Below are 23,831 nucleotides of genomic sequence, written 5' to 3'. Positions count from 1 at the left end.
AAAACTAATTAAGAGGGACGATATTAATTCTATTACGGCCGTTAGATTTAATGTCGTACAATAATTCGTCAGCTTTATTTAATGCTTCAAGTTCCGTAAGTTTTGAATTTTTTCCATTAAGTAAAACAGCACCAATACTTAATGTAAGTTGTTCAGCAACATTTGAATATTCATGTTTTATCGCTTTTAAATGAATAGCTTGCATCATTTTTTCGATCAGCTCTCGTGCTGACGTCATATTGCAATTTGGAAAAATAACAACAAACTCTTCACCTCCATAACGAGCTACAAAGTACTCTCTACAAGTACAAGCTTCTTTTAACGCTGTAGCCACCTGCTTTAATGCTATATCGCCCGCTCCATGGCCATAGTTATCGTTATATAATTTAAAAAAGTCGATATCAATCAAGGCTATCATCATGGTTGCTTCATTAGCTTGATTTTTTACAACCTCATCTTTAAGTACTACATCCATTTGACGACGATTAAAAACACCAGTTAACGCATCTAAATGGGCAATGTCATGAAGTATTTTACGTTGATTAATTAATTCTAAATGCATCATGACACGAGCAATAACAATATTAGGTTTAAAGGGTTTATAAATGTAGTCGCAACCACCTAAATCAAACCCTTTAGCTTCATCATCATTATTGGCTAAACCGGTAATAAAAATTACCGAGATATTCATAGTTTCAGGTGTTTTTTTAATAACATCAATCACCTCAAAACCAGATAAATCAGGCATGATCACATCCAGTAAAATTAAGTCTGGTAAGTGTTTTTTAGCCAGCTCTATAGCCTGCATACCATTTTTAGCAAAAATAATTTTAGCTTGCTCTTGTAGTAAGTCTTTTAAAATTTTTCTATTCGACTTGTCGTCATCTACAATTAAAATTGATTGTTCCAAAATTGACCTTTATTCACATTGATATGGGTTATTAAATTCAAAGCATTTTTTCTCTCAAAGAGTTTACACGGGTTATCGCTTTCGAGTACTCAATATCTTCAATATAATCAACAATATTGTTCGCCTCAATTTCAAACTCAGTGTTGCGAGTAGACTGAATAAACTCAGGTAATAAATCTTCTACTTCAGCATTCTCTTCTCTTAATAACTTTAGCATATTATAACTAATGTCTTGTACCGATAATGTTTCTGAACTTACTTTTGAAGCACTTAAATACTCATCCACAATAGGTGAACAAGCTAACAAAATAATATTTAACTCTGCGCACACTTGATTAACCAACTTTTCAATATCAATAAGACTTGTTTTCTCCAGCTTAAGCTCAGGGTTATAGCTACTTAACAATAATTCAAACTCACCTGCAAGCTCAGACAATACATATGCACCTATATACGCCGCGTTAGACTTTAAAGAATGGATCGTAATATAAAGATCTTTATATAAATGTTCATTGTACTGCTGCTCAATTAATTTTAAGGTATCGGGAGCACTTTGATAAAAACCAATGACAATTTTTTTAAATATCTCTTCTCTCCCCTCCATTTTTGTTAAAGCTTTATCTGCATTTAGTACTTTTAACGCAGTTAAATTCTTTATAAATTTATCGTGCGGTGTTTGCTCGGTTTGTGGAAGCTCTGTAATATTTGATTTAATTAAAGAATCCTCCTGTATAACAGGTATATATGAAGATTCTGGCACGCTAAACCATTTAGCAAGTAACGATATTAATGCTTTAGGATCTATGGGTTTGGTAAAGTACTCATTCATACCGGCATCGAAACATTTATTCAATTCCTCAGGTACAACATGTGCTGTCATTGCAATAATAGGTAAATCTTTAAATTGCTCTTGAATGCGGATTTCTTGAGTAGCCGTTATTCCGTCCATTACTGGCATTTGAACATCCATAAATACTAAGTCGTAAGCTTTATTGGCTAACTTCTCTAATGCTATTTTTCCATGACTAGCTATATCTATATTTACTTTTGTTTCTTCTAAAAAGCCTAAAACAACTTGTTGATTTAATTCATTGTCTTCAACTAATAAAATATGCTTATTTGAATAGTCTACTTTTGACACATCTAAACAATTAACACGTTGCTCAGGCGTTAATTTAAGTACATTTAATATAGATTCTAATAATAAAGTAGGAGTAACAGGTTTTTCTATAAAGCCATCAATACCCGCAGATTGAGCCATAGGTATTGCTTTGTTTTTATCAAAAGCGGTTACCATCAACACCGCTTTTACATGATAATAATCAGGCTCTAGATTAATTATTTTAGCGAACTCGATCCCGTCAACATCTGGCATTTTCCAATCAGTAATAACAATCTCAAACGGGTTACCTGCTAGATTTTGCTCTTTTAATAATTGTAATGCGCTAACTGCATCGTTAGTCATACTCACATTACAATTATATTCACTTAACGCATCGCTAATAATATCTAAACATATAGGATTATCGTCCACGACCAATATTTTCAATTCATCCATTAAGTGTAAGTTTTGAGGCGCGAAGATTGAATTTTCAAGTGCTTCAAAAGCCACAGTAAAGCTAAACTTACTTCCTTTACCTTCTTCACTTTCAACCCAAATATTCCCCCCCATAAGAGCGGCTAATTCTTTACAAATAGATAGGCCCAATCCAGAGCCCCCGTACTTACGAGTAATAGAACTATCAGCTTGAGAAAATGATTTAAATAATTGTTCAATTGATTCTTTATTAATTCCGATACCGGTATCTGACACACTAAATTCAAGCATGTGTAAATTATTAATATCAATTTCATTATTATAAATGGGATGAGTTATTACTGGCATACGATCACCGTCAACCAGCTTAACCTCAATATGAACATGCCCTTGCTCAGTAAACTTAATCGCATTACCAATTAAATTCACCAATATTTGTTGTAAGCGTACGGGGTCTGATTTTATTTGTTCTGGTACATTTTTATGTACTTGAACCACTAATTCTAATTCTTTAGCATGAGCGCGCAAGGCACAGATATTATTGGCTTTTCTGATGAGGGTATCTATTGTCATAGGGATACATTCAACGCCCATTTTACCAGCTTCAATTTTTGAAAAATCTAAAACATCATTAATAAGCCCTAATAAAGCGTGGGAAGCATCTTGAGTTTTTTCAAGTAAATCTCGCTGATTTTTATCTAACTCAGTTTTTAAGGTGATATGACTTAAACCAATAATAGCATTCATTGGAGTTCTAATTTCATGACTCATTTTTGCAAGAAAGTCACTTTTAGCTTCCATTGCATGCTCTAGCTCTAATGTTCGTTCTTTTACTTGTCGTTCTAAATCTCTATTAATATCGAGTAATTTCAAATGTGTTTCTACCCGAGATAACAGTTCATATTTTGATATTGGTTTGGTTAGATAATCATTACCGCCAGCTGAGAAACTTTCGACTAAATCAGCTACCTGATTTTTTGCTGTTAAGAATATTATCGGCAGCTCATTAACAGAATAAGTTTCTCTTATTTTTTGACAAACTTGATACCCATCCACTTTAGGCATCATGACATCAAGTAATACAAGATCAAATGGTCGCTGCCCTGATGATAGGTTCTCGCTCTCTTTTTCAATAACATTAAGTGCTTGTTGGCCGCCTATAGCTTGAGTTAGCTGGTAACCTTTAGGCATTAAATGGTTAGCTAAAACCTGACGGTTTATTGGGTCATCATCTACGATAAGTATGCTAAACGTGCGGTCTTCTTTATCTATTATGTCTGAAGATAAATCGAAGTCACTCATATTAAAAAAGTAATCTATTTCATCGTCTAAAGGCTGTAAAACGTTCAACGGTTGCTCTAATGCATTTACCTCCTTTAGATTTTCCCCCGCTAATTCTTTTTCCTTTTTACTGGCTAAATTGAGATAAAAACTAAAACAACTTCCATGGTTTTCATCAGGTAATGGTATTGAGCTTACCTCTATAGAGCCGCCATGCAATTCAACCAACTGCTTTGTAACAGCTAGGCCAAGCCCCGTTCCACCTTCTAATTTTAGTTCTGTGTGCTCAGCTTGCTTAAACGAGTCAAATAAACTTTCTAACTCTGATGCTTCAATCCCAATCCCCGTATCTTTAACACGTATAAAAGCTTTTTTACCAATTACATTAGCAGATACGGTCACCTCTCCACTTAATGAATATTTAATAGCATTGCCGATCAAATTAAATAATATTTGTTGTACTCTATCTTCATCCGCCATAACAGGCGGAAAATCTGCAGATATATTATTAACTAACAAAAGTTTTTTGTTTTTTACTGTAGGCTTAGAAAGTGCAATAACAACATTAACCATACTGCATAAATCAATGGGTTTTGTTTGCAAAGTTAAGCTGTGATTTTTTAATTTAGAGAAATCTAAAATATCGTTGATCAAGTTAGACAAACGATAGCCACTAGATACAACCATAGATAAATCGTGCGTTGCTTTGTCGGGTAACTTACCCGCAACGCCATCGATAAGCGACTCGGCCAACCCAATAATACCATTTAACGGTGTACGTAACTCGTGTGAAGTATTTGCTAGAAATTCATCTTTAAGCTTATCTACGCGGGTTAAACGAATGTTAATAGCTTGCTCTCGTAGATGTTTAATATGTTGGCGGTAAATAAGGAAAAAGATAATCCCTAAAATAGCGAAAAGATATAACGTATAAGCCCACCAAGTTTCCCATAAAGGCGGTAAAACGTTGAGCTTTATCGTTTTACCTTCTTCATTCCAATATCCATCACCGTTACTGGCTTTAACTTTAAATACATAATTACCAGCCGGTATATTGGTGTAAGTTGCCCTTCTGTTTTTAGCATCGGTATAAATCCATTCACTATCAAAACCTTCAAGTTTATAGGCATATTGATTGTTCATAGGTTCAGCAAAATGGAGTGCAGCAAATTCAAAAGCGATCACTTTTTCGTGGTAACTTAACGTTAATTCATCTAGTTCATTGATAGCGGCGGGTAAAGAAAAGTTATCTTCTTCTATTGGTTGCTTTGTTTTATTGGATCTTATTCTATTTAATTCAGTGTCGTTTAATAAATGATGCTTATTAGCTATTTTAACGGGTTTATTTAATAGAAAAAAATCAGTTAACACTACTTGAGGTATGCTTGTATCATCTTTTATATTTTCTGGATAAAAATGATTATAGCCATTTACACCACCGAAAAACATCTCGCCACTATTGCTTTTATAGTAACTTAATGCATTAAATTCAGTATGTTGCACCCCATCGTTATTATCATAATTCTTGAAACGTTCTGTTTTAGGGTTAAACTTCGAAAGTCCTTTATTTGTACTCAGCCATAAATTGCCATCAAGATCTTCAATAATCCCTACAACACTGTCATTAGCTAAACCATCTTTTTCTCTGTAATGAATAAAAGACTCAGATATAGGATCAAATTTATTTAACCCTCCTTTTGTCCCTATCCATAAAGTGCCATTTTTAGCTTGAAGAATGGAAAGAACATAATTATGACTTAAACTTTTCTTATTATTTACATCATTCAAATAATGCGTAAATATATTCGTTTGAGGATCAAATTTATTTAGCCCTCCTGATTCTGTACCCAGCCATAAAAAACCATTATTGTCTTCATAAATGGCCCAAATACTATCATCTGATATACTGTTTTTATTATTTACTTCATGGGTATAACGTTTAAAATAATCGCCTTCATAGTCAAATCTATTTAGTCCTCCTCCCCAAGTTCCAACCCATAACTCTCCAGTTTTACTTTTAAATAGAGTTAATACATTATTATTACTTAAACTTTTTAAATTATCGGGAGTATTTACATAATGAGACATAGTATTTTCAACTATATTAAATTTATTTACTCCTCCCCCAATAGTACCTACCCAGAAAGTATTATCATTTTCGGCAACTAACGCAGTTATAACATCACTTGAAATACTATTGGTGTTATCTATTATTGTTTTACGGAGTTCATAAGTATTACTTTTTCTGTCATATATGTTTAACCCCCCACCATAGGTGCCAATAAGTAATCTATTTTTTTTCTCTAAAAAGCTTAAAACGATATTACTTGATAAACTGGTATTTTCTATATTGCTATGGTTAAACTGTATAGTAGATCTATCAAAACGATTTAATCCTTTTACAAAAGTTCCAACCCAAACGCCTCCAAATCGATCTTTGGTTAATGTTGTTATTTCTGCATGGCTTAAGCTTTTGTTTTTATTTTCTTGATGAGTAAAATGGCTGAGAGATTTACTTTTAACATTATAAACATACCCTCCACTTTTAGTGCCAATCCATAAGTTATCATCTTCTAATAAGAGCGAACTAATGTATTGAGCTTTTAAAATAGATAAAGGTTTATGAGCAATAACTTTGAGTAAATTAATATCTAAAAAGGCAACCCCATCATCAGTGCCTAACATAATTTGAGTATCGTTAAACTTAACCATTGAGGTAATAGTAGAACTAACATTATCTACTGGGATAGCCGTAAAAGATTGGTTAATCAAATCAAAATAAAATAGACCACTATTAGCCGTAGCAATCCAAATTTTATTATTGTCAGGTAATAGATAATTGATATCTAAATCAGAAGCATTAATACCCTTTTCTAGGGGCTGATTAAAATGTATAAATTTATCAGATGGCCGTATTAGATGGTTTAAGCCTTTTTTAGTACCAAACCAAAGCCCCCCTTTTTTGTCTTGTGCAATGGACTTAACTACACCATGACTGAGACTTGTTGATTCATTTTCTAAAAATTTAAAATGTGTAAAGCCTTCAGTCTTTTTATCAAATAAAGTAATACCTTGCCCGTTTGTTCCAAACCATAAATTACCAGCAGAATCTTCCATACTTGATATCAAATCATTACTTGATATTGACTTATTATCATCTGGATTATGTCTGTACACCTTAAACTGATAACCGTCATACTTATTTAGACCGTCTGTGGTTCCAACCCACAAAAAACCTTGACTATCATAAAGCATTGTTTGAGCTGTCGCTTGTGATAAACCGTCTTCTAATGAAAAGTGAGAAAATTGTTTATTAGATATTTCTATAGAGAGTGCAATGTTGCTGATAGCAGTAAAAAGAAATAAAAATAGAATGATATAAATGTTAGAGAAACTGAATTTAGATGAATTCATAAAATTGATTAATTTTTTTAATTTATATTAATAGCTTATTTTGTGAATAAAAATCATCTTTTGTAAAGGCAATATTTATTAAATAACAAAAGAACTATCGATCAATATCAATGATTGACAACAATTACCTTTATTCCTTATTCTGTTAACGTAATTAACTGAATAACTTTAAATAACTTAAAAAAAACAATAATTTTACAAGGAATTAACATGTCTAATACAAAAACCAATGTTGAGCAACTTCATGAAGCTGGTGCTTTGGATAAAGATAGATTACATGAAGATCACGTCAATGCGATAAACCAATTATCTCAAGAAGAAGTAGATCATTTAAAATCAATTAATAAAAAAATTCAGAACCAAAGTGGTCAGCCCGTTGGGATTATTCTTTAAGTGATAGGTAAAATAAATAAGGGAACAACTCACTTTGAACGTTTACAAGCTAACTTAAGCTTTTTAAGTGCTAGAGCTGCAGATATAAATAACCAATTTACTCAGCTGGCAATACATCCTTCTGTGTGTATAGAGCACATATTTATCAATCAAATGGTCGCTAGAGCAACCGTTCCATTGATGGAGGAAGTTATTAATTGCGCAAATACAATAGAAAATGATCCTGTTTGTGCACCATTAATAAAGTATATGGAAAAACATATTGCTGAAGAAACAGATCATGATCAATGGTATGTTAACGATTTAGAAAAATTAGGTGTATCACGTGAAGAAATTTTTTCACGTATTCCTCCTTCCAATGTTTCAGCTTTAGTTGGTTCACAATATTATTTAATTCGCCACCATCACCCTATCGCCTTTTTAGGGTATATAGCTTGTTTAGAAGTTAATCACCCAACCGTTGAATATGTTAATAGCTTAATTGAAAAATCAGGATTACCCGCTGAAGGTTTTAGTACTATTTTAGAGCATGCGGTTATCGACAGCCAGCATGGGCAAGATATAATAAATACAATTAACAGCTTACCACTAACTGAAGCGCATTTTAGAGCCATTGAAATGAGCGCATTTCAAACCTATCGTTATGTGGCTTTAGTGATGGAAGATGTTTGCAGAGCTGCACCTAAAAGCACGTAATTTTAAATGGGTATGAGTTTAAAAAACCTTAATCATGTTATTAAGGTTTTTTTATACAAAAAAATCAATAATTGAAGAGATATTATGGAAGCGTTATATAAAACGACGGTACAGCCTGATTGTTATGATCATAGAGATCACCTTTTTTGTGATCTTCATGGAGAAAACTCTTCCTCTTATTCTCATATTTCATGTCCTGTTCAATTAAAAACTAAAATAGCTGAGCATATTCATGAAAAAGTTGATTTACGCCATTTATTAAATTCCCCCATAATTAATCAAGGGTTATTAAATTCTTGCTCTGCTTGTGCGTTGTCGGTTGCCGCTGAACTCTATTTTGTTAACGAAAATAGATCATTACTAAATACCAACGCTATTCATAAAGATCAACTTAAGCAAACCGCAAAATCATTAAACGCATCACCTATGTTTATTTATTACCACGAACGCGTATTAGCAAACGAAGTTGATTTCAACAAACCTGTTTTTATTCGAGATGGCATTAAAGTTTTAAACAAACACGGTGTATGTTCTGAACCGCTATGGCCTTATCCTGAAATGGCCTACCCGAGCAGTATTGCCTCTGTAGTTAAAACCGGAACATTTCAAGATGTTCAATTAGAAGTAGCCAAAGTTTTAAAAGAAAATGCAACCGAAATACACGCAGCAATCACCGAGAAACCTTCTACAAAAGCGATAGCGCAAGCAAACCAATACAAAATTATTCGTTATTGCAAATTATCAGTAAAGGATGATTTAACCGAGCTAAAATTATCGTTATCAAAAGGTATACCGTTTATTTTTGGTATGATGGTACCTAAAAGTTTTTTTCTTATCACCAATAACGGCGTAATGACTATGCCAGCTAAAAACGAGATTAGGTTAGGTGGTCATGCCATGTTAGCGGTTGGTTTTGATGATGAAAAAGAAGTGTTCATAGTAAGAAACTCGTACGGTGATACCTTTGGCGATAATGGCTATTGCTATATCCCTTATCTGTTTTTTTTAAGCCGCTACGATACGGCTGAAGGTGAAGTTGATAACACTTTTAGCTATTGGTGCTTATCTTCTTTGTAACGATAAACACGTAATATTATTGGAGAAACCTTATAATTCATTCGCCGCTTTAACTAAATCAATACAACCGCTAGGTGCATCTTGATTGTCTAGCATCTCTGCTGACTCTCCTATAAAAGCGAGTGACATATAACATTTACTTAAATGGATCATTAAATGATTTTTAATTAAAAAATCAATGCTTTCTTCTAATGCTTCTTCAGTATATGTTTCTTCTGCTGATTGATAATACTCAGTCAATTTAACGAGCAACCTTGCTTTAGGTGTTGGCTCTGCAATCATTCTGTATATAGTAGCGGTTAACCCCGTAAGTATATGAGTAAAATTTGTTGCGACTTTACGCGTATCCATAATAATTATTTGTGACCCTTGGTCAACCATAAATAACATAGGTAAAGCCCCTTCTAACCAAGAGTTGCTCCAGTCATTTAAGATATTTTGTACTTTTTCATGAGCTGCAGTTTCAGATGTAAAAGTAAAGTTTAAGGTATAGATCCCTTGTGTGTTATCTGTTTGCTTAATAAAAAAATAGGCTAAATTAAAGAGTTTATTTTTTGATAGCGGATAAACATACTGATAACTTTTAGTGGGCTCTAATGTTAAACCAAACTGTTCAGGATTATTAAAATAGGGACTAAAACGGTGATAACAAATTTTTGCCATTTGATCGAAAGGTGGGTGTAAGTGCGATACCAAAGGTAACCATTCTGCCATTTCATCGTACCACGATGCTTGTTCAAAAGGAGCGTCGCATAATAAATTCCACGTTACCCTCACACCGTAACTTCTACACCATTTTAAAGCCGCAACGTTTTGAATAGCCGTCGTACCTTTTTTAATAATTTTAAGAAAGTCATCATGTAATCCTTCAATACCAGGCTGTATCCACTTTATACCGGCTTTAGCGAGTTTTTCTACATGGCCTTTTTTTAAATTAGCTTTGGTTTCATAAAAAATATTATATTCATATTTATCGGCAAGCTCTGGTAGTACGCTGTTCATATATTCTACAGGGAGAATATTATCCACAATAAAAAATTTGTTCACATTATATCGCGTGGATAAATAGTCCATTTCTTCAATAGCTACTTCAGGTAGTTTTGAACGATGCTCCATGCTTCCACCGTTTAAACCGCAAAAAGTACAATGTTGTTTAGCTCCCCACCAGCATCCTCTGGATGTTTCAGCTAATAACCCCGGAGAAATATATTCAGATAAATTAAGATTATTTAACGTATTAAAATAGCTATCAAAAATAGGCGAAGACACTAGCGACATATCTTCCATATGCGCTCGGGGGGCTTTTTTTTTTGTAGAAGCATCAGTAAAAATAGCTTTATTTTTTTGGGTAATAAACCCATAAGGTAGGTTATGGTTATCTATTGAATCACCTTTAACTAATTTATCAATAAACTCGCCAATAACATCATCACATTCACCAGAAAAAACATAATCAACCCAAGTAAATTCTTCACTGATGGTTTGCCCCATAACACCTTCGCAATTGGCTCCTCCCATTAAAGTAATAATAGAAGGATCTGCATTTTTAATTTTTCTCAGTAAAGCTAAAGACGCACAATTTTGTTGAAATGTTGACGTACACCCTACTATTCTCGGCTGTTTAGCTAAAACACTTTTGGCCATATCGTCTATAAAATTTGTAGCGCTATCTCTAATAGATAACAACATTTGTTTTTTAGGCTTATCTAAATCTCTAAATAGTGCGAAAAAACCTTCATCCTTTAAGTCGTGTTGCGGAAATGCTGATTGAGAAAAAGTCCATTCACCTATCAAATAATCATTAAAAGCATTATTAATAAATTCGTATTCTGCCAAACCTATTTTTTTAGCAAACTCTAAATTCCCATAAACTGAATGCACCGTATTTCCATACTGACTAATATAGTTTTCAAGTACACCTAATGCCAAAGAAGGCGTGCTAAGAGAGGTATAAGGCATACTGATCAAACAAATATCTGCTTTCATATAAAACGACTTAATATCATGAACATATAATTTAACCCGAACTCGGGATAATGGATTTTGTAATTTACTGATTTATAAATAAAAGATGATAAACATAAATAAATATTATCCAAATAACACGTTATTAGCTTCCTAATGTTGAAATTTATTCGCTTAACAAGGCATTTTTTATTGACTAATAGCTGGCTATTAGCAATAAAAATAACGACGTTAGGTGATTAAATAGCAATATTAGGCATAATTGCTTATCCCGAATTCGGGTTATCTATATTCACTATAAAATTTAGTCATGAAGTTAACAAGATATAATGCCTTTTATAAAAATAAGATCATGATAAAACTTGATCTAGATTTTACTGTACAAAAAACCTGCTATAGTTTAGATAACAAGCAATTTTTAAATATAAAAATTAGTAAATAAGCTATTCCCTTCCCGCTTATTTATGCATGTCAATAACAAGGAGTTGAGAATAATGGATTTACAAGACATGAAAATTCTTATTGTTGATGATGTACCTGAAAATATTCAAGTGGCTATGAATATTTTAAAAGAAGAAAATTATTTATTATCTTTCGCATCTGACGGCTTTGAAGCGCTTGAACTCATCAAACATGAAACGTTTGATCTTATTCTGTTAGATATTATGATGCCCAAACTAGACGGATTTGAAGTATGCCGTCAGCTTAAGCTAATGGAAGAACATAAAGATATCCCTATTATCTTTCTCACCGCTAAATCCGATATAGACTCAATATCTAAAGGTTTCAAATTAGGCGGTGCCGACTACATAATAAAGCCCTTTCACGCTGAAGAAATTCTCTGTCGTGTCAAAAATCATTTAGAACTACACCGCGCTAAAAGTTTATTAAAACAAACCAATATTAAGTTAACTGTAAAGGCAGGTTTTCAACAAGAAAGATTAACGAACGAGTTAGAAGAAAATCAGCGTGAAATGATTTACATTTTAATGGAAATGATGGAATTAACATCGGATGAAACAGGTCAACATATTAAACGTGTGGCAGAGTCATGCAGGCTATTAGCACATTATACTGAAAGTTTAACGGAAGAAGACGAAATTATTCTTTTCCACGCATCTCCCATGCATGACATAGGCAAAATAGCTATTCCAGAAGAAATCCTCCATAAACCAGGAAAACTCACAGAAAGCGAGTTTGACATAATGAAAACCCATGCAGAAAGAGGAAAAGATTTTCTTAAAAAATCTCATCGTCGATTATTTAAATCTGCAGGGATTATAGCTTATGAACATCATGAAAAATGGGACGGTAGTGGCTACCCTAGAGGCCTTAAAGGCAATGAAATACACATATATGGTCGTATAGTCGCATTAGCCGATGTATTTGACGCATTAACTCATAAACGCAAGTACAAAGACAGTTGGCCAATTGATGAAGCCGTCGCTTACATACAAGCACAGTCTGGCTCTCATTTTGATCCCGCGCTGGTTAATATTTTTATTGAGCATTTAGATGAATTTATTGCTATAGGAACAAACTAGCGAATGAAAAAAACAAGCTTAATCACTCACTTTTTATTGTGTATATACTTGCTTAGTTCCTTTTCAATTGCTCAAAATACCGATAAAACAAAAAACACCGAACAACACACAACTTATAATCAAATACTAACCCCTTCAGAACTGTTATGGATAAAACAAAACCCTGTTGTAAATGTGGGTGGAACAAAGGATTGGACACCTTTTAATTTCGCTGACGATTCAGGTAAACATCAAGGAATATCTAACGATTACCTATCACTTATTACAAAATATACAGGTTTAACATTTAATATTTCGATTTCAACTTGGGACGATAATTTAGCTAAAATAAAAACCGGTGAAGTAGACTTATTACCAGCGGTATACCACACAAAAAAACGTGAAGAATACTTAAATTTTTCTCAACCTTACTTCGAAGCATTAGATTATTTTTTTATTCATCAATCTGTAAAAGCTGAATCAATTCAAGACCTAAATGGTAAAACAGTCGCTATTCCTAAGAGCTATGCTCATATAGAAATATTGCAAAAACATTACCCCAAAATAAATATTTATTTAGTTAATACCTTTGGAGAAGCTATAGATGCGGTTTTAGAACGCCGTGCAGATATACTTTACGATACTTACGGAGCCCTTATTTATACACTTGAAAAAGAAGGTATAAATACAATAGTCCCCTTTAAATCAACCCGCTCAATTGGTATGCACACTATTCACATTGTTACTTTGAAAAAAAATAAAACACTCGCAGGCATTATTAATAAAGGGTTATTAGCAATTACTGAAAGTGACAAAAAGAACATTTCTCAACGTTGGCTAAGTAATAAACCAAAAAAGCACTCAACAACAGAATACCTCACAACAGATGAAAAAGAATGGTTACTAAAACATCCTATTATTACATTTGCAGGTGATCCACATTGGTTGCCTTATGAAGCAAAAGATAAAAATAACCAATACATTGGAATGGTGTCTGATTACTTAAATGTTTTAAGCCAATCCCTTAATATAACGTTTAAATACATACCAACAAATACTTGGGCTGAATCGGTTGCACTGGCTAAATCAGGGGAAATAGGGCTTATTTCAACAACCGAACAAACATTTTTATCTAACGAATTAGAATTTACCGAACAATACCTTACCAGCCCAATTGTTATCGTGATGAAAAGTAAACAAAGGTTTATTGAAAATATTGATAGCATCAAATCAAAAAAAATAGCGATCGTTAAAGATTACGGCAACACCCATCAAATATTAAATCGCTATCCCTATATTCCATTTAACAAAGTAGACACCGTAGCTGATGGTTTAACAGCTGTATCCACAGGTAAAGTAGATGCTTTTCTCGGCACACTACCTCAAGTTAGCTACCTAATATCAGAAATGGGGATAAACAATATTAGAGTGGTTGGTACAACCGAATTTAAAACAAAACTCACTTTTGGAGTGAACCCAGAATTATCTTCATTAATTCCTATTCTAAATAAAGCATTGAAAAAAATTCCCCCCAGTGAAAAACAAAGCATAGCCCAAAAATGGGGACGTTCTCAGTTTGTCACTAAAATTGATTATCAGTTAATCGCTCAAATTGTCTCTGTTTTTATTTTTATTCTGATTTTCATCATTTATTGGAATAGAAAACTTAAACACGAAATACTCTTAAGAAAAGAAGCAGAAACTCAAACAAAAGCTTTACTCGATAATATTCCACAACATGTTGTAGTAACAGATCTTAGCGGCAATATTATTACAGCGAACAAAAAAGCTAAACATGACAATAATATTAAAAATATCGATATAAAAAAATTAAATATTGCTGATTTCTATCACAATATGAATGATAGAGAAACGGTAGCCGAGGAAATTAAAAAGCACGGAAAAATAGAACAACTTGTGATTCCTTTCAAGCGTTATGATGGTTCAGTACATTCAATGATGATTTCGGTAATTCCCCTTACCTATAAAAGGAAGCCTGTTTTATTAACCATAGCCGTTGATGTAACTGAGCGTATCGCTATGGAAGAAAATTTAGAGCAAGCAAAGCTGTCAGCTGAAATGGCAAACAATGCCAAGTCAGAATTCTTAGCCAATATGAGCCATGAAATCAGAACCCCAATGAATGCAATTATTGGTTTTACAGAACTACTTAGCGAACAGATTACGGATCGTAAATTAAAAACTTTCGTCAACACCATACAATCAGCAGGTAACTCTTTATTAATGCTGATTAACGATATTTTAGACTTATCTAAAATAGAAGCGGGTAAGCTAACCATTATTAAAGAGCCTACCAATATAAACGGATTATTTGATGAAATAGGCAATGTCTTTTTAATGAAAATTAAAAGTAAGAACATAGACTTTATTATTGATGTTTCAGACGATATTCCCCGTCACTTATTAATAGATAAAGCACGAGTAAGGCAAATACTTTTTAACCTTGTAGGCAACGCAGTTAAATTTACGGACTCTGGTTTAATTACCTTAAAAGCAACAATAGAAAAAAGTACTAATAATCAAGAAAACCTTATTATATCAGTACAAGACAGTGGTATTGGTATTTCTGAAAGTGATCAAGAATCTATCTTTGAAAGCTTTAATCAACGAGAAGGACAAAGCGTTAGAAAATATGGTGGTACAGGCCTCGGCTTAACAATTAGTAGAAGACTAACCGAATTAATGAATGGTGACCTATCGGTTACTAGCATACTCAATAAAGGCTCTTGCTTCAGTTTAAAATTACACGCAATTGAACAAATATTATCAAACGAAGACATATCTCCTAAAGAAAATAATGATACCAAAAAATGTGATTTTTTAGGAGCCAGCATACTGATAGTTGATGACATTGAAGACAACAGGCAATTATTAATAGAAATATTCTCTTCTCTTTCTATTCAACTATTGATAGCTAAAAGCGGTGAAGAAGCCGTCGAAAAAGCCCATAGCAATAATATTAGCTTAGTATTAATGGACATTAGAATGCCTGGAATGGATGGATACGAAGCCGCACAAATCATTAAAGCATCAAACCCTAACCTACCTATAATAGCGTTAACTGCATCGGTAATGAGAAGTGATTACGAACGACAACGACGAGAAAATTTTGATGGTTACCTACGTAAACCCGTATTACAAAAAGAATTAATTGATGAACTCACAAAACATTTAGATCATGTGTTTGTATCAAGTGAAAATAATAAAAAAGAGGCTCATAACACTACAACGATAGCGCTTCATAATAAAGAACGATTAAAGGAGCTTACTGAAACCTATGTTCCAATCTGCCTGCTATTACAAAAAAATAATCAGCTCAACGGTATTATCAAGTTTTCGCAAGAACTAGAGGTTTGGGCGAAAAAAAATGAAGAATACTCTATAGAAGAATACGCACAAGAGCTTTTTGCTGCAGCTGATGTATTTGACATAAATAAAATTAAATACTACTTACATCAATTTATGTTATTCACTGAACAAAAATAAAAAAGCCTGCATCAATGCAGGCTTTAGTTATATTTTATATCAAATATATTATATGGTGCCCCGACCCGGATTTGAACCAGGGACACGAGGATTTTCAATCCTCTGCTCTACCAACTGAGCTATCGGGGCAATTTAGCGACTTAATACAATTCTAACATTTAAATATGCTTAAGCTCTAAAAGAGCGCACATCATATAAGTTATTAGTTTCGCTAGCAACTTATTTAACTTGATGATTTACAATTCAAAATCGTCAAAGTCGAAATCTGTAGACGTATCTAATGTTTTTTTAACAGGAGGATCAAGTAAAGAAGGTTGCACAACTTTAGTTTCTTCTTCTACTTTAACTTTGGCTATCACTTTATTTTCAAAACGTTTTTTACGTTGAATACAGCGCTTGATAACCTTTTGTTTTTCATCCGAATTAATATTCGTCCATGTTTGACGCTCTACTCTTGTTCTAAAACACCCTAAACACTGACCTTTGTCATTTGACTGACAAATTCCAACACAAGGACTAGGAACATCAAAAAACTCTAATTGCATACTCACATAGGAACCTTAACGCAATTGACATAAATAATAAGATCAAAAGATATCTATAAATTATAACACATATACCCATGCCACCTCAGACGTCCTGAAACTGCATATTGAGGTGGTATGAGTATAGATACTTTTACCTAAGTTCTCTAACTTATGCCAGCTTATCTGTTGCAAGATGGTAATTAAGATCTTCAATCCCAATAATTAATTGATCATTTCTAGTCGTTAAAAAGACCAAGCACCCTTTGTATAAAAAGGCCAAATTATTTATGGAACGGTATAAAAAATAGCTTTAAAAACAAACTAAAAAGAAATTAAACCTTAAATACAGGGAGTTAAAGCGGCGTGAATAGTATAGATAGGAATGAAAAAAGTCAATAACTGCTTACTTTTTAGGCATGAAATCAGAAAAGATAAAACAAGCACTTACATTAAATCTTACAGTGCAGGTACACGTAAAAGTTTTACCATTGAGTACTTAACCTGAACTTGGTTTAAGAGATTCTTAATAAATTGAAATATAAGAAAAATAGTTTTATTGAGCCTCTAGCTAGTTTTTCCTAATTCAAGGTAAATTTCGCGTCAATAGCCAGTCTATTGCAAGTAAATTTAACGCAGAAGTTAGGAAAAGTAACTACTAGAGAAGCATTTATTAAGCTGAGTTCAGGCTACTTAGCCTATTATGAATTAAAATTTATAATACCTATTTAATAATTATTGAATAGGTATTTAAATATTCAAATTAAGCATTAGCTAATTCACGCTCAAGTAAGAAAGATCTAATTTCATCTCTAGTACCTAAAATATGTTTTTTCAAAACAGCAACAGCATTCTCAATGTCTTTGTTTTTGCAATAAGTAAGTATTTCATTATGCTCAGATTCTGCTTTTGAAATACCACCTGCCCAAAGTAAATGCATTCGAATATAACGGTCTGCATTTTTATTAAGGGTATTAACTAAATCGATTGTTTGCGGCTTGTTTGATGCCGAATACAAACAATTATGATAACTAGAGTTTAACTCACTCCATTTATTAGCGGCATTTTCTGTGCCTAAAGCACGATCAAGCTGATGCAATAAATGAGTTGCTTCTTCTAATTTTTCTTCTGATAAATGAGGGATAGACGATGCCAGTAAGTCAGACTCTAATAATGCACGAAGTTCAAATAATTCATCAACCCTGCTGACATTAAGTTCGGTTGCTGTTGCGCCTTTATGTGGTTCAAAAGAAACTAAGCCTTCAGCTTCTAACTGTAATAAAGCTTCACGAATAGGTATACGGCTAACATTTAATTCTGTTGCTAACGCCGCTTGGCGTAAAGGTTGTCCAGCCTTTATTTCTCCGCTTAATATTTTTTCTCTAATAGTTTCAACAACCAGTTGAGTTCTTGTTTTATACGTAATGGACATTTGCGTTCCCTGAAATTATGGAGCCTATATAAATTTCATGCTAAAAACATATACAGACAAACTTATTATATTCAATAATTTGAATATAAGTATTCTATTGTCACTTAAAAAGTTAACCTCATATTAACCTTTTTTTAACATTTGTAAAAGTACTTCATATCTTATTAAAGAATATTTCTGAATTCTACTGAATAAAACAAACTGATAACTAAAAAGGTTAACTAACCTGAACTCGGTTTAAGAGCTCCTTAACAAATTGAAATATAACAAAAAAATAGCTTTACTGAGCCTCTAGCTTGCAAGTTTTTCCTAATTCAAGGCAAATTTCGCGTCAATACTCCTCTATTGCAAGTAAATTTAACGTAGAAGTTAGGAAAAATAGTTGCTAGAGAAGCACTTATTAAACCGAATTCAAGGTTAAATAACCTCAGCTCGGGATAAGCAAAGTTACTCAACAAGCTATTTTTATGCCTAACTTTGTTGAATTTATTACTAATAGCTAGCTATTAGATAGAAAAATTCGCCTTGTTATACACAAAAATATCAATGTTGAGAGACTAATATAACTTAGGAAAACAACGATACAGATTAAGGCTTTGATAAATAAGAATTTTAATTCATTATCTAACATTCATTAACCCGAGTTGAGGTTAAATACTTAATTTTAATTAATAGAAAGTGATTTAGCTCATACAAAAATCATTAATTATTGAGCTATTGCTGGCTTAGCAATTTAAAATGCTAATAAATCAGAGATAAATATTCCGCTGTTGATTATCGGAGAAAAGTTATCTGACCTTAATAGAAAGTGTAAAATGAAAAAATCTTAGACAAAACAAATAATAAACACTTGTTTTTACCTATGCTAACTTGAGTGTTAATCATTATGCCATTTTATTTTCAGTCCGCTAAAAACGTGTAGTTTATTATCATCGAGAGGCGTTTTCTCTAATTTTTCAATAGCATCTGCCGCTAATTTAGTTTGCTCTGAGGTGATTTCTTCACGTTTTTTCATCACGATAAGAATTTTCAACAAACTAAATAGTAGTTTAACGTTTGTAGGCGCTAATTTTAATGCTTGAATAACAGAGTTGAGGGCAGGTAAAAGTTTATTCTTTTGAAAAAATTCTACAGCCATACTATTAAGCTGCTTGGGGGTAAAATTAATTTCTGAACGTTCGTCGGTTTCTTGTTCGACATACTTACTGAGTACTTCACTGGTTAAAGAGTCACCCGACACTTGATTTTTAACAGCTTTAAGTAATGTAAAAGCTTCTTCTCTCATTCCTAACTCATGAAAAACTTTTACTTTATCTAAGTTATCTTCAATAGATTCCGACGGCTTTAAAGTTAAATGCATTTCTACTAATTTTTTTGCTTTAACATTTTCATTTCGCACATTATGAAGGCGAGCTTTTACCACGGTAATTTGCTCTTTAAATAAATTTAAATCTTTATATCCATGCTCTAATTTTTTAATAAACTGATCTGTTTCACCTAGTACTTTATTAGAAGACTCATCAGTTATAGTGCAAGCTAGATCAATGCCTGAACGAATAACATTTAGTATTAATGCAGGAGAGTCGTGAATAGAATTTTTGGCATTAATTGCAATATTCTTCGTTGCCATATACTGCCCCATATGATCGTGATTTAATCGCGCTAAATCCCATGACTTCTTATTTCGCTCAATATTACGAGGTGATAGTTTCGTTGCCTTTTTAATTTCTTCGTAAGCGCGCTCATAGTTTTCTTGTTCCATATAATATTGAGCTAATAAATCATGCAAAGCAAAACGTGTATCAGGCTTATTTGCTAACTCCTCCAATAAATCTTGAATTTCTTCCATTTTCCCTTGTTTTAATAACGCTTTTACATAGCCCAAATACACCCATGCATAGCGATATTTAGATTGCAGGCCTTTGAAGAAAATTTCAGCCTCTTTATATTCAAGTAAATTAATAAAGGCTTCACCTTTCATACGCTGAATATTAGGGTGATATTTAGCCAAGGTTTTATCTAATAAAAAACGATCTGCATAGTAAATAACTTTAGAAGGCTCTTTAAGATCAATCGATTTATACAAACTAAAAAGGTGTTTTTTAATATCTAGAGTGTATTTAATCCTTGCGATAACGGTTTTAGGTAAAAGAGGTTTTACCCAAAAATCATCCGGTTGCAATTCTACAATTGAATTCACTAAAGATTCGTTGGTTTCAGAACTCAGAAAAATAAGAATAGTGGTTTTACTAACATGCCCTTTAAATTTAAGCTCTTCTAATAAATGAAACCCATCTTTATCACTTTTTACATTAAATGAACAAATAATAATATGAAAGCGAGTTTCTTCACATAGACTTAAACCATGATAAGCATTTTCAGCACATCGAACGGTTTTAAACCCTAAATCGAAAAAAGTATGTTTTAAAAAATCGTGTACAAGTCTATTATCATCAATAATTAACACATTTAAATTAGCAAAATCATCTAAATCGCTTTTACTTGTTATTTCCATCGATAATAAAACCTTTGCTGTTTGAAGTAATTACCTTGTTATTTTTATCAACTACTTTGAATAAAAGCAATGTAAATACGAATAGTCCACTATTAAAATAATAGACTATCTACAGATAACCCTTACAAAAATTTGACTATATAAACTTTTATGACAATTACAACGAAAAAAATTTACTTTATATCTGGCACTATGTGTGATGAACGTTTATGGACAAATGCATGGAAGTCACTATCAACATTACTCCCTGCAAGTACTGAATTTATTCATTTACCTATACCATCATTAAAAACAATTGATGAAATAACCGAACATTTATCTCAACCAATTTCTGACAGTAGCTACCTCGTAGGGTTTTCATTGGGTGGTTACCTAGCATCAAATATTGCTCTTAAACATCCTGATAAAATAGCTAAGTTATTACTTGTATCGAATATGTCGAGTGCCTTACCTGAAAAAGAAAAAAAAGAAAGAGCTCGAACCATTCAATGGATAAAATCTAACGGATATAGCGGCATACCTGACAAGCGCATACATCATTTATTGCATCCTTCAGCGCATACTAATGAGCTCATAAAACAAACTATTCGTGCAATGGATCAAACCTTAGGTAAAAACGTATTACTCCATCAATTAGATGTAACAACGCAACGGAAAAACTTATTACCTGAATTATTCAAACTGAATTGCCCAATAAAATTTTGTGTAGGTGATAGCGATTGTTTAGTTAAATTGTCACGTATTGAAAAACAAATTGATGAAGCAATAACACAGAATAAAACTTTAAAAATACTTAAAAATACGGGTCATATGCTACCGTTAGAACAACCCCAACTATTAGCTCATACAATTTCAGAATGGTTTTTAGACCCATCGTAGAAGCGCTTGAGCAAAATCACTTCATCAACAATGCTTTGAATTGATATTGCTCAAATGCTCTAAAATACGCATATTAATTGGTAACAGGTATAGGCAATAAACAAAGCCAATAAAACTCTGACAAATAAAAAGTAAACCATGTAAAATAAGCGCAATATGTTTACAACGAGATCTTTCCATTGACTGCCAATGCCTTTTCATCTTTAAATTTAAATCCTGATCTGCTTCATAACCTCATTTCTCTTGGTTATGAAGAAATGACAGAGATCCAAGCCCAAAGCCTACCTCATATATTATTAGGTAAAGATCTTATCGGGCAAGGTAAAACAGGATCAGGAAAAACAGCAGCTTTTGGTTTAGGTTTACTAAACAAACTTAACGTTAAACGATTTCGTATCCAAACGCTTGTGTTATGCCCAACACGCGAACTTGCTGATCAAGTCGCTAAAGAATTAAGAAAACTCGCCAGAACCATTCACAATATAAAAATATTGACCTTGTGTGGTGGTGTTCCATTTGGACCACAAGTAGGTTCGCTTGAGCATGGCGCTCATATTATTGTTGGAACTCCTGGGCGAGTTGAAGATCACTTAGGTCGAGGTACATTAACACTTAATGATGTAGACACTTTAGTGTTAGACGAAGCAGATAGAATGCTTGAAATGGGCTTTCAAGCTTCACTTGACGCCATCATTAGCCAAATACCTAGCGAACGCCAAACGTTATTATTTAGCGCAACTTTCCCAAAACAGATTGAAGCTATTTCAAATAAAATAATGAATAAACCAGAAATGGTTGAAGCCAAAGGTGAGCATACAGAACAAACTATTGCACAGCATTTTTTCAAAGTGGAAGATGACGTACAACGCATTGATGCTATTAGATTATTACTACTCGCACATAAGCCTGAAACCTCAATTGTATTTTGTAATACCAAAAGAGAAGTGCAAATGGTTGCTGATGCCCTTAACAACTTCGGTTTTAGCGCAGTCGCTTTACATGGAGACTTAGAGCAACGCGACAGAGATCAAACCTTAGTTAGGTTTTCAAATAATAGCGCTTCAATTATGGTTGCAACTGATGTAGCCGCTAGAGGGCTAGATATAGATAATCTTGATGCCGTTTTTAATTACCAAATTGCACACGACAGTGAAGTACATGTTCATCGTATAGGAAGAACAGGTCGAGCAGGAAGCAAAGGTATAGCTTGTACATTATACAGCGATAAAGAATCTTATAAATTTGGCTTACTTGAAGATTACTTAAATAAAACAATAGAAAGCGAATTACTACCCGATGCAAGCGTATTAAACACAACTCCCGTAAAACCTAAAATGACAACAATACAACTTGATGCAGGTAAAAAACAAAAAATTAGACCCGGTGATATTCTAGGTGCATTAACCGGAGATAATGGCATTGAAGGATCGCAAGTTGGAAAAATTCAATTAGGCGCTACGTGGGCTTATGTAGCTGTAGAAAGAAGTGTTGTTAAAAAAGCATTAAAGAAACTCTCGCAAGACAAATTAAAAGGCCGAAACGTAAGAACACGGCAGTTGCTAGATTAATATCAAGTCACGATAACAAAAAAGATACAAAGCACTGTTGTTATATACATGTACAGATGATATTGTTAACAGGATTTTTTGCGTTTTAGTTTAATACAAAAGATCCTCGAGTTTACTCAATAATATAAATATTCGTTAAGTAAGGGAAAAAAATGGCAGTTGAAAGTCGGTTTGTTGTCATTCGACACGGTGTGGAGGTTCAAACATTCATGGACAAAAAAGCAGCAGATGATTACGATAAAATGCTTGATATGGCAGATAATTTAACAGCCATGTTAGACTCTACTCCTTTTGATCTTAGTGATGAAGTTAAAGAAGAATTAAGTATCTACTTAGCGCAAAACCGTGAAGATGTTCTTGTAGCCTTACAAGCTAAAAAAGCTAAACCGGCACCTAAAGCTAAACCAAAAGCTCAAATAGAACCGAAAGCAGAAGTTGCTGTAGAAGCGGCTCCAGTTGCAGAGACTATTATCACAGAACCTGAAAATGAAACGCCTGAAGTTGTTCAAGAAAAACCTGCACCTAAAAAAGCCGTTAGAAAAACAAAAAGCAAAACCGCGAGTGAAATTGCAAATACCCCAGCTTAAAAACAGCAACCGCTACAAATTAA

General features: G+C 33.1%; 14 protein-coding genes and 1 tRNA gene. 8 read left to right on the top strand and 7 right to left on the bottom strand.

What is annotated here, in order from left to right:
* Positions 1 to 4: 4 nt before the first annotated feature.
* A complete protein-coding gene (locus tag AC0L5Q_RS17085; protein WP_473611942.1) occupies positions 5 to 910 on the bottom strand; it encodes a GGDEF domain-containing response regulator in 906 nt (301 codons plus the stop codon).
* Between the two features lie 37 nt (positions 911 to 947).
* Positions 948 to 7,142, bottom strand: a complete 6,195-nt coding sequence (locus AC0L5Q_RS17080; protein WP_473611939.1) for a response regulator — start codon at positions 7,140 to 7,142, stop codon at positions 948 to 950.
* A gap of 210 nt (positions 7,143 to 7,352) precedes the next feature.
* Here AC0L5Q_RS17080 and AC0L5Q_RS17075 point away from each other — a divergent pair, with 210 nt between their 5' ends.
* The 3 genes from AC0L5Q_RS17075 (at position 7,353) to AC0L5Q_RS17065 (ending at position 9,308) form a co-directional block, all read left to right on the top strand.
* Positions 7,353 to 7,535: an aroma-sacti cluster domain-containing protein gene (locus tag AC0L5Q_RS17075; protein ID WP_473611935.1), complete on the top strand. Its 183-nt coding sequence runs from the start codon at positions 7,353 to 7,355 to the stop codon at positions 7,533 to 7,535.
* The gene (locus AC0L5Q_RS17070; protein WP_473611931.1) at positions 7,536 to 8,231 is read left to right on the top strand and encodes an iron-containing redox enzyme family protein; all 696 of its coding nucleotides are present in this window, start codon (positions 7,536 to 7,538) and stop codon (positions 8,229 to 8,231) included.
* Between the two features lie 84 nt (positions 8,232 to 8,315).
* Positions 8,316 to 9,308 carry a C1 family peptidase gene (locus AC0L5Q_RS17065; protein WP_473611927.1) on the top strand — a complete coding sequence of 331 codons (993 nt, stop codon included), beginning with the start codon at positions 8,316 to 8,318 and terminating at the stop codon, positions 9,306 to 9,308.
* A 30-nt stretch (positions 9,309 to 9,338) separates the two neighbouring features.
* On the opposite strand, the gene AC0L5Q_RS17060 is transcribed toward AC0L5Q_RS17065, so the two are convergent.
* A complete protein-coding gene (locus AC0L5Q_RS17060; protein ID WP_473611923.1) occupies positions 9,339 to 11,294 on the bottom strand; it encodes a RiPP maturation radical SAM C-methyltransferase in 1,956 nt (651 codons plus the stop codon).
* Between the two features lie 473 nt (positions 11,295 to 11,767).
* Here AC0L5Q_RS17060 and AC0L5Q_RS17055 point away from each other — a divergent pair, with 473 nt between their 5' ends.
* Positions 11,768 to 12,817 carry an HD domain-containing phosphohydrolase gene (locus AC0L5Q_RS17055; protein ID WP_473611920.1) on the top strand — a complete coding sequence of 350 codons (1,050 nt, stop codon included), beginning with the start codon at positions 11,768 to 11,770 and terminating at the stop codon, positions 12,815 to 12,817.
* A 3-nt stretch (positions 12,818 to 12,820) separates the two neighbouring features.
* A complete protein-coding gene (locus AC0L5Q_RS17050) occupies positions 12,821 to 16,303 on the top strand; it encodes a transporter substrate-binding domain-containing protein (protein ID WP_473611917.1) in 3,483 nt (1,160 codons plus the stop codon).
* Positions 16,304 to 16,356: 53 nt separating this feature from the next.
* Here the strand turns inward: AC0L5Q_RS17050 and AC0L5Q_RS17045 are convergent.
* The 4 genes from AC0L5Q_RS17045 to AC0L5Q_RS17030 all read right to left on the bottom strand — a co-directional run bounded on the left by AC0L5Q_RS17045 (position 16,357) and on the right by AC0L5Q_RS17030 (position 20,774).
* Positions 16,357 to 16,432 (bottom strand) — tRNA-Phe (locus tag AC0L5Q_RS17045).
* 107 nt (positions 16,433 to 16,539) lie between these two features.
* On the bottom strand, positions 16,540 to 16,848 hold the full coding sequence (locus AC0L5Q_RS17040; protein ID WP_473618326.1) for a DUF1289 domain-containing protein: 309 nt from the start codon (positions 16,846 to 16,848) through the stop codon (positions 16,540 to 16,542).
* A gap of 742 nt (positions 16,849 to 17,590) precedes the next feature.
* The gene (locus tag AC0L5Q_RS17035; protein ID WP_473611913.1) at positions 17,591 to 18,259 is read right to left on the bottom strand and encodes a GntR family transcriptional regulator; all 669 of its coding nucleotides are present in this window, start codon (positions 18,257 to 18,259) and stop codon (positions 17,591 to 17,593) included.
* An 877-nt stretch (positions 18,260 to 19,136) separates the two neighbouring features.
* Positions 19,137 to 20,774 carry a response regulator gene (locus AC0L5Q_RS17030; RefSeq protein ID WP_473611909.1) on the bottom strand — a complete coding sequence of 546 codons (1,638 nt, stop codon included), beginning with the start codon at positions 20,772 to 20,774 and terminating at the stop codon, positions 19,137 to 19,139.
* 150 nt (positions 20,775 to 20,924) lie between these two features.
* On the opposite strand from AC0L5Q_RS17030, the gene AC0L5Q_RS17025 reads away from it, so the two are divergent.
* From AC0L5Q_RS17025 to AC0L5Q_RS17015, 3 genes are all read left to right on the top strand, one after another.
* Positions 20,925 to 21,653: an alpha/beta fold hydrolase gene (locus AC0L5Q_RS17025; protein WP_473611906.1), complete on the top strand. Its 729-nt coding sequence runs from the start codon at positions 20,925 to 20,927 to the stop codon at positions 21,651 to 21,653.
* Between the two features lie 179 nt (positions 21,654 to 21,832).
* Positions 21,833 to 23,221 (top strand): ATP-dependent RNA helicase DbpA, encoded by a 1,389-nt coding sequence (gene dbpA / locus AC0L5Q_RS17020; protein ID WP_473611902.1) that lies wholly within the window; start codon positions 21,833 to 21,835, stop codon positions 23,219 to 23,221.
* Positions 23,222 to 23,373: 152 nt separating this feature from the next.
* Positions 23,374 to 23,808, top strand: coding sequence for a YebG family protein (locus AC0L5Q_RS17015; protein ID WP_473611898.1), 435 nt, complete (start codon positions 23,374 to 23,376; stop codon positions 23,806 to 23,808).
* Positions 23,809 to 23,831 lie beyond the last annotated feature (23 nt).

The organism is Pseudocolwellia sp. G5-9 (assembly GCF_055808995.1).
The sequence above is the reverse complement of the archived record's forward strand: the minus strand, read 5'-3'. Positions and strand labels throughout refer to the sequence as shown.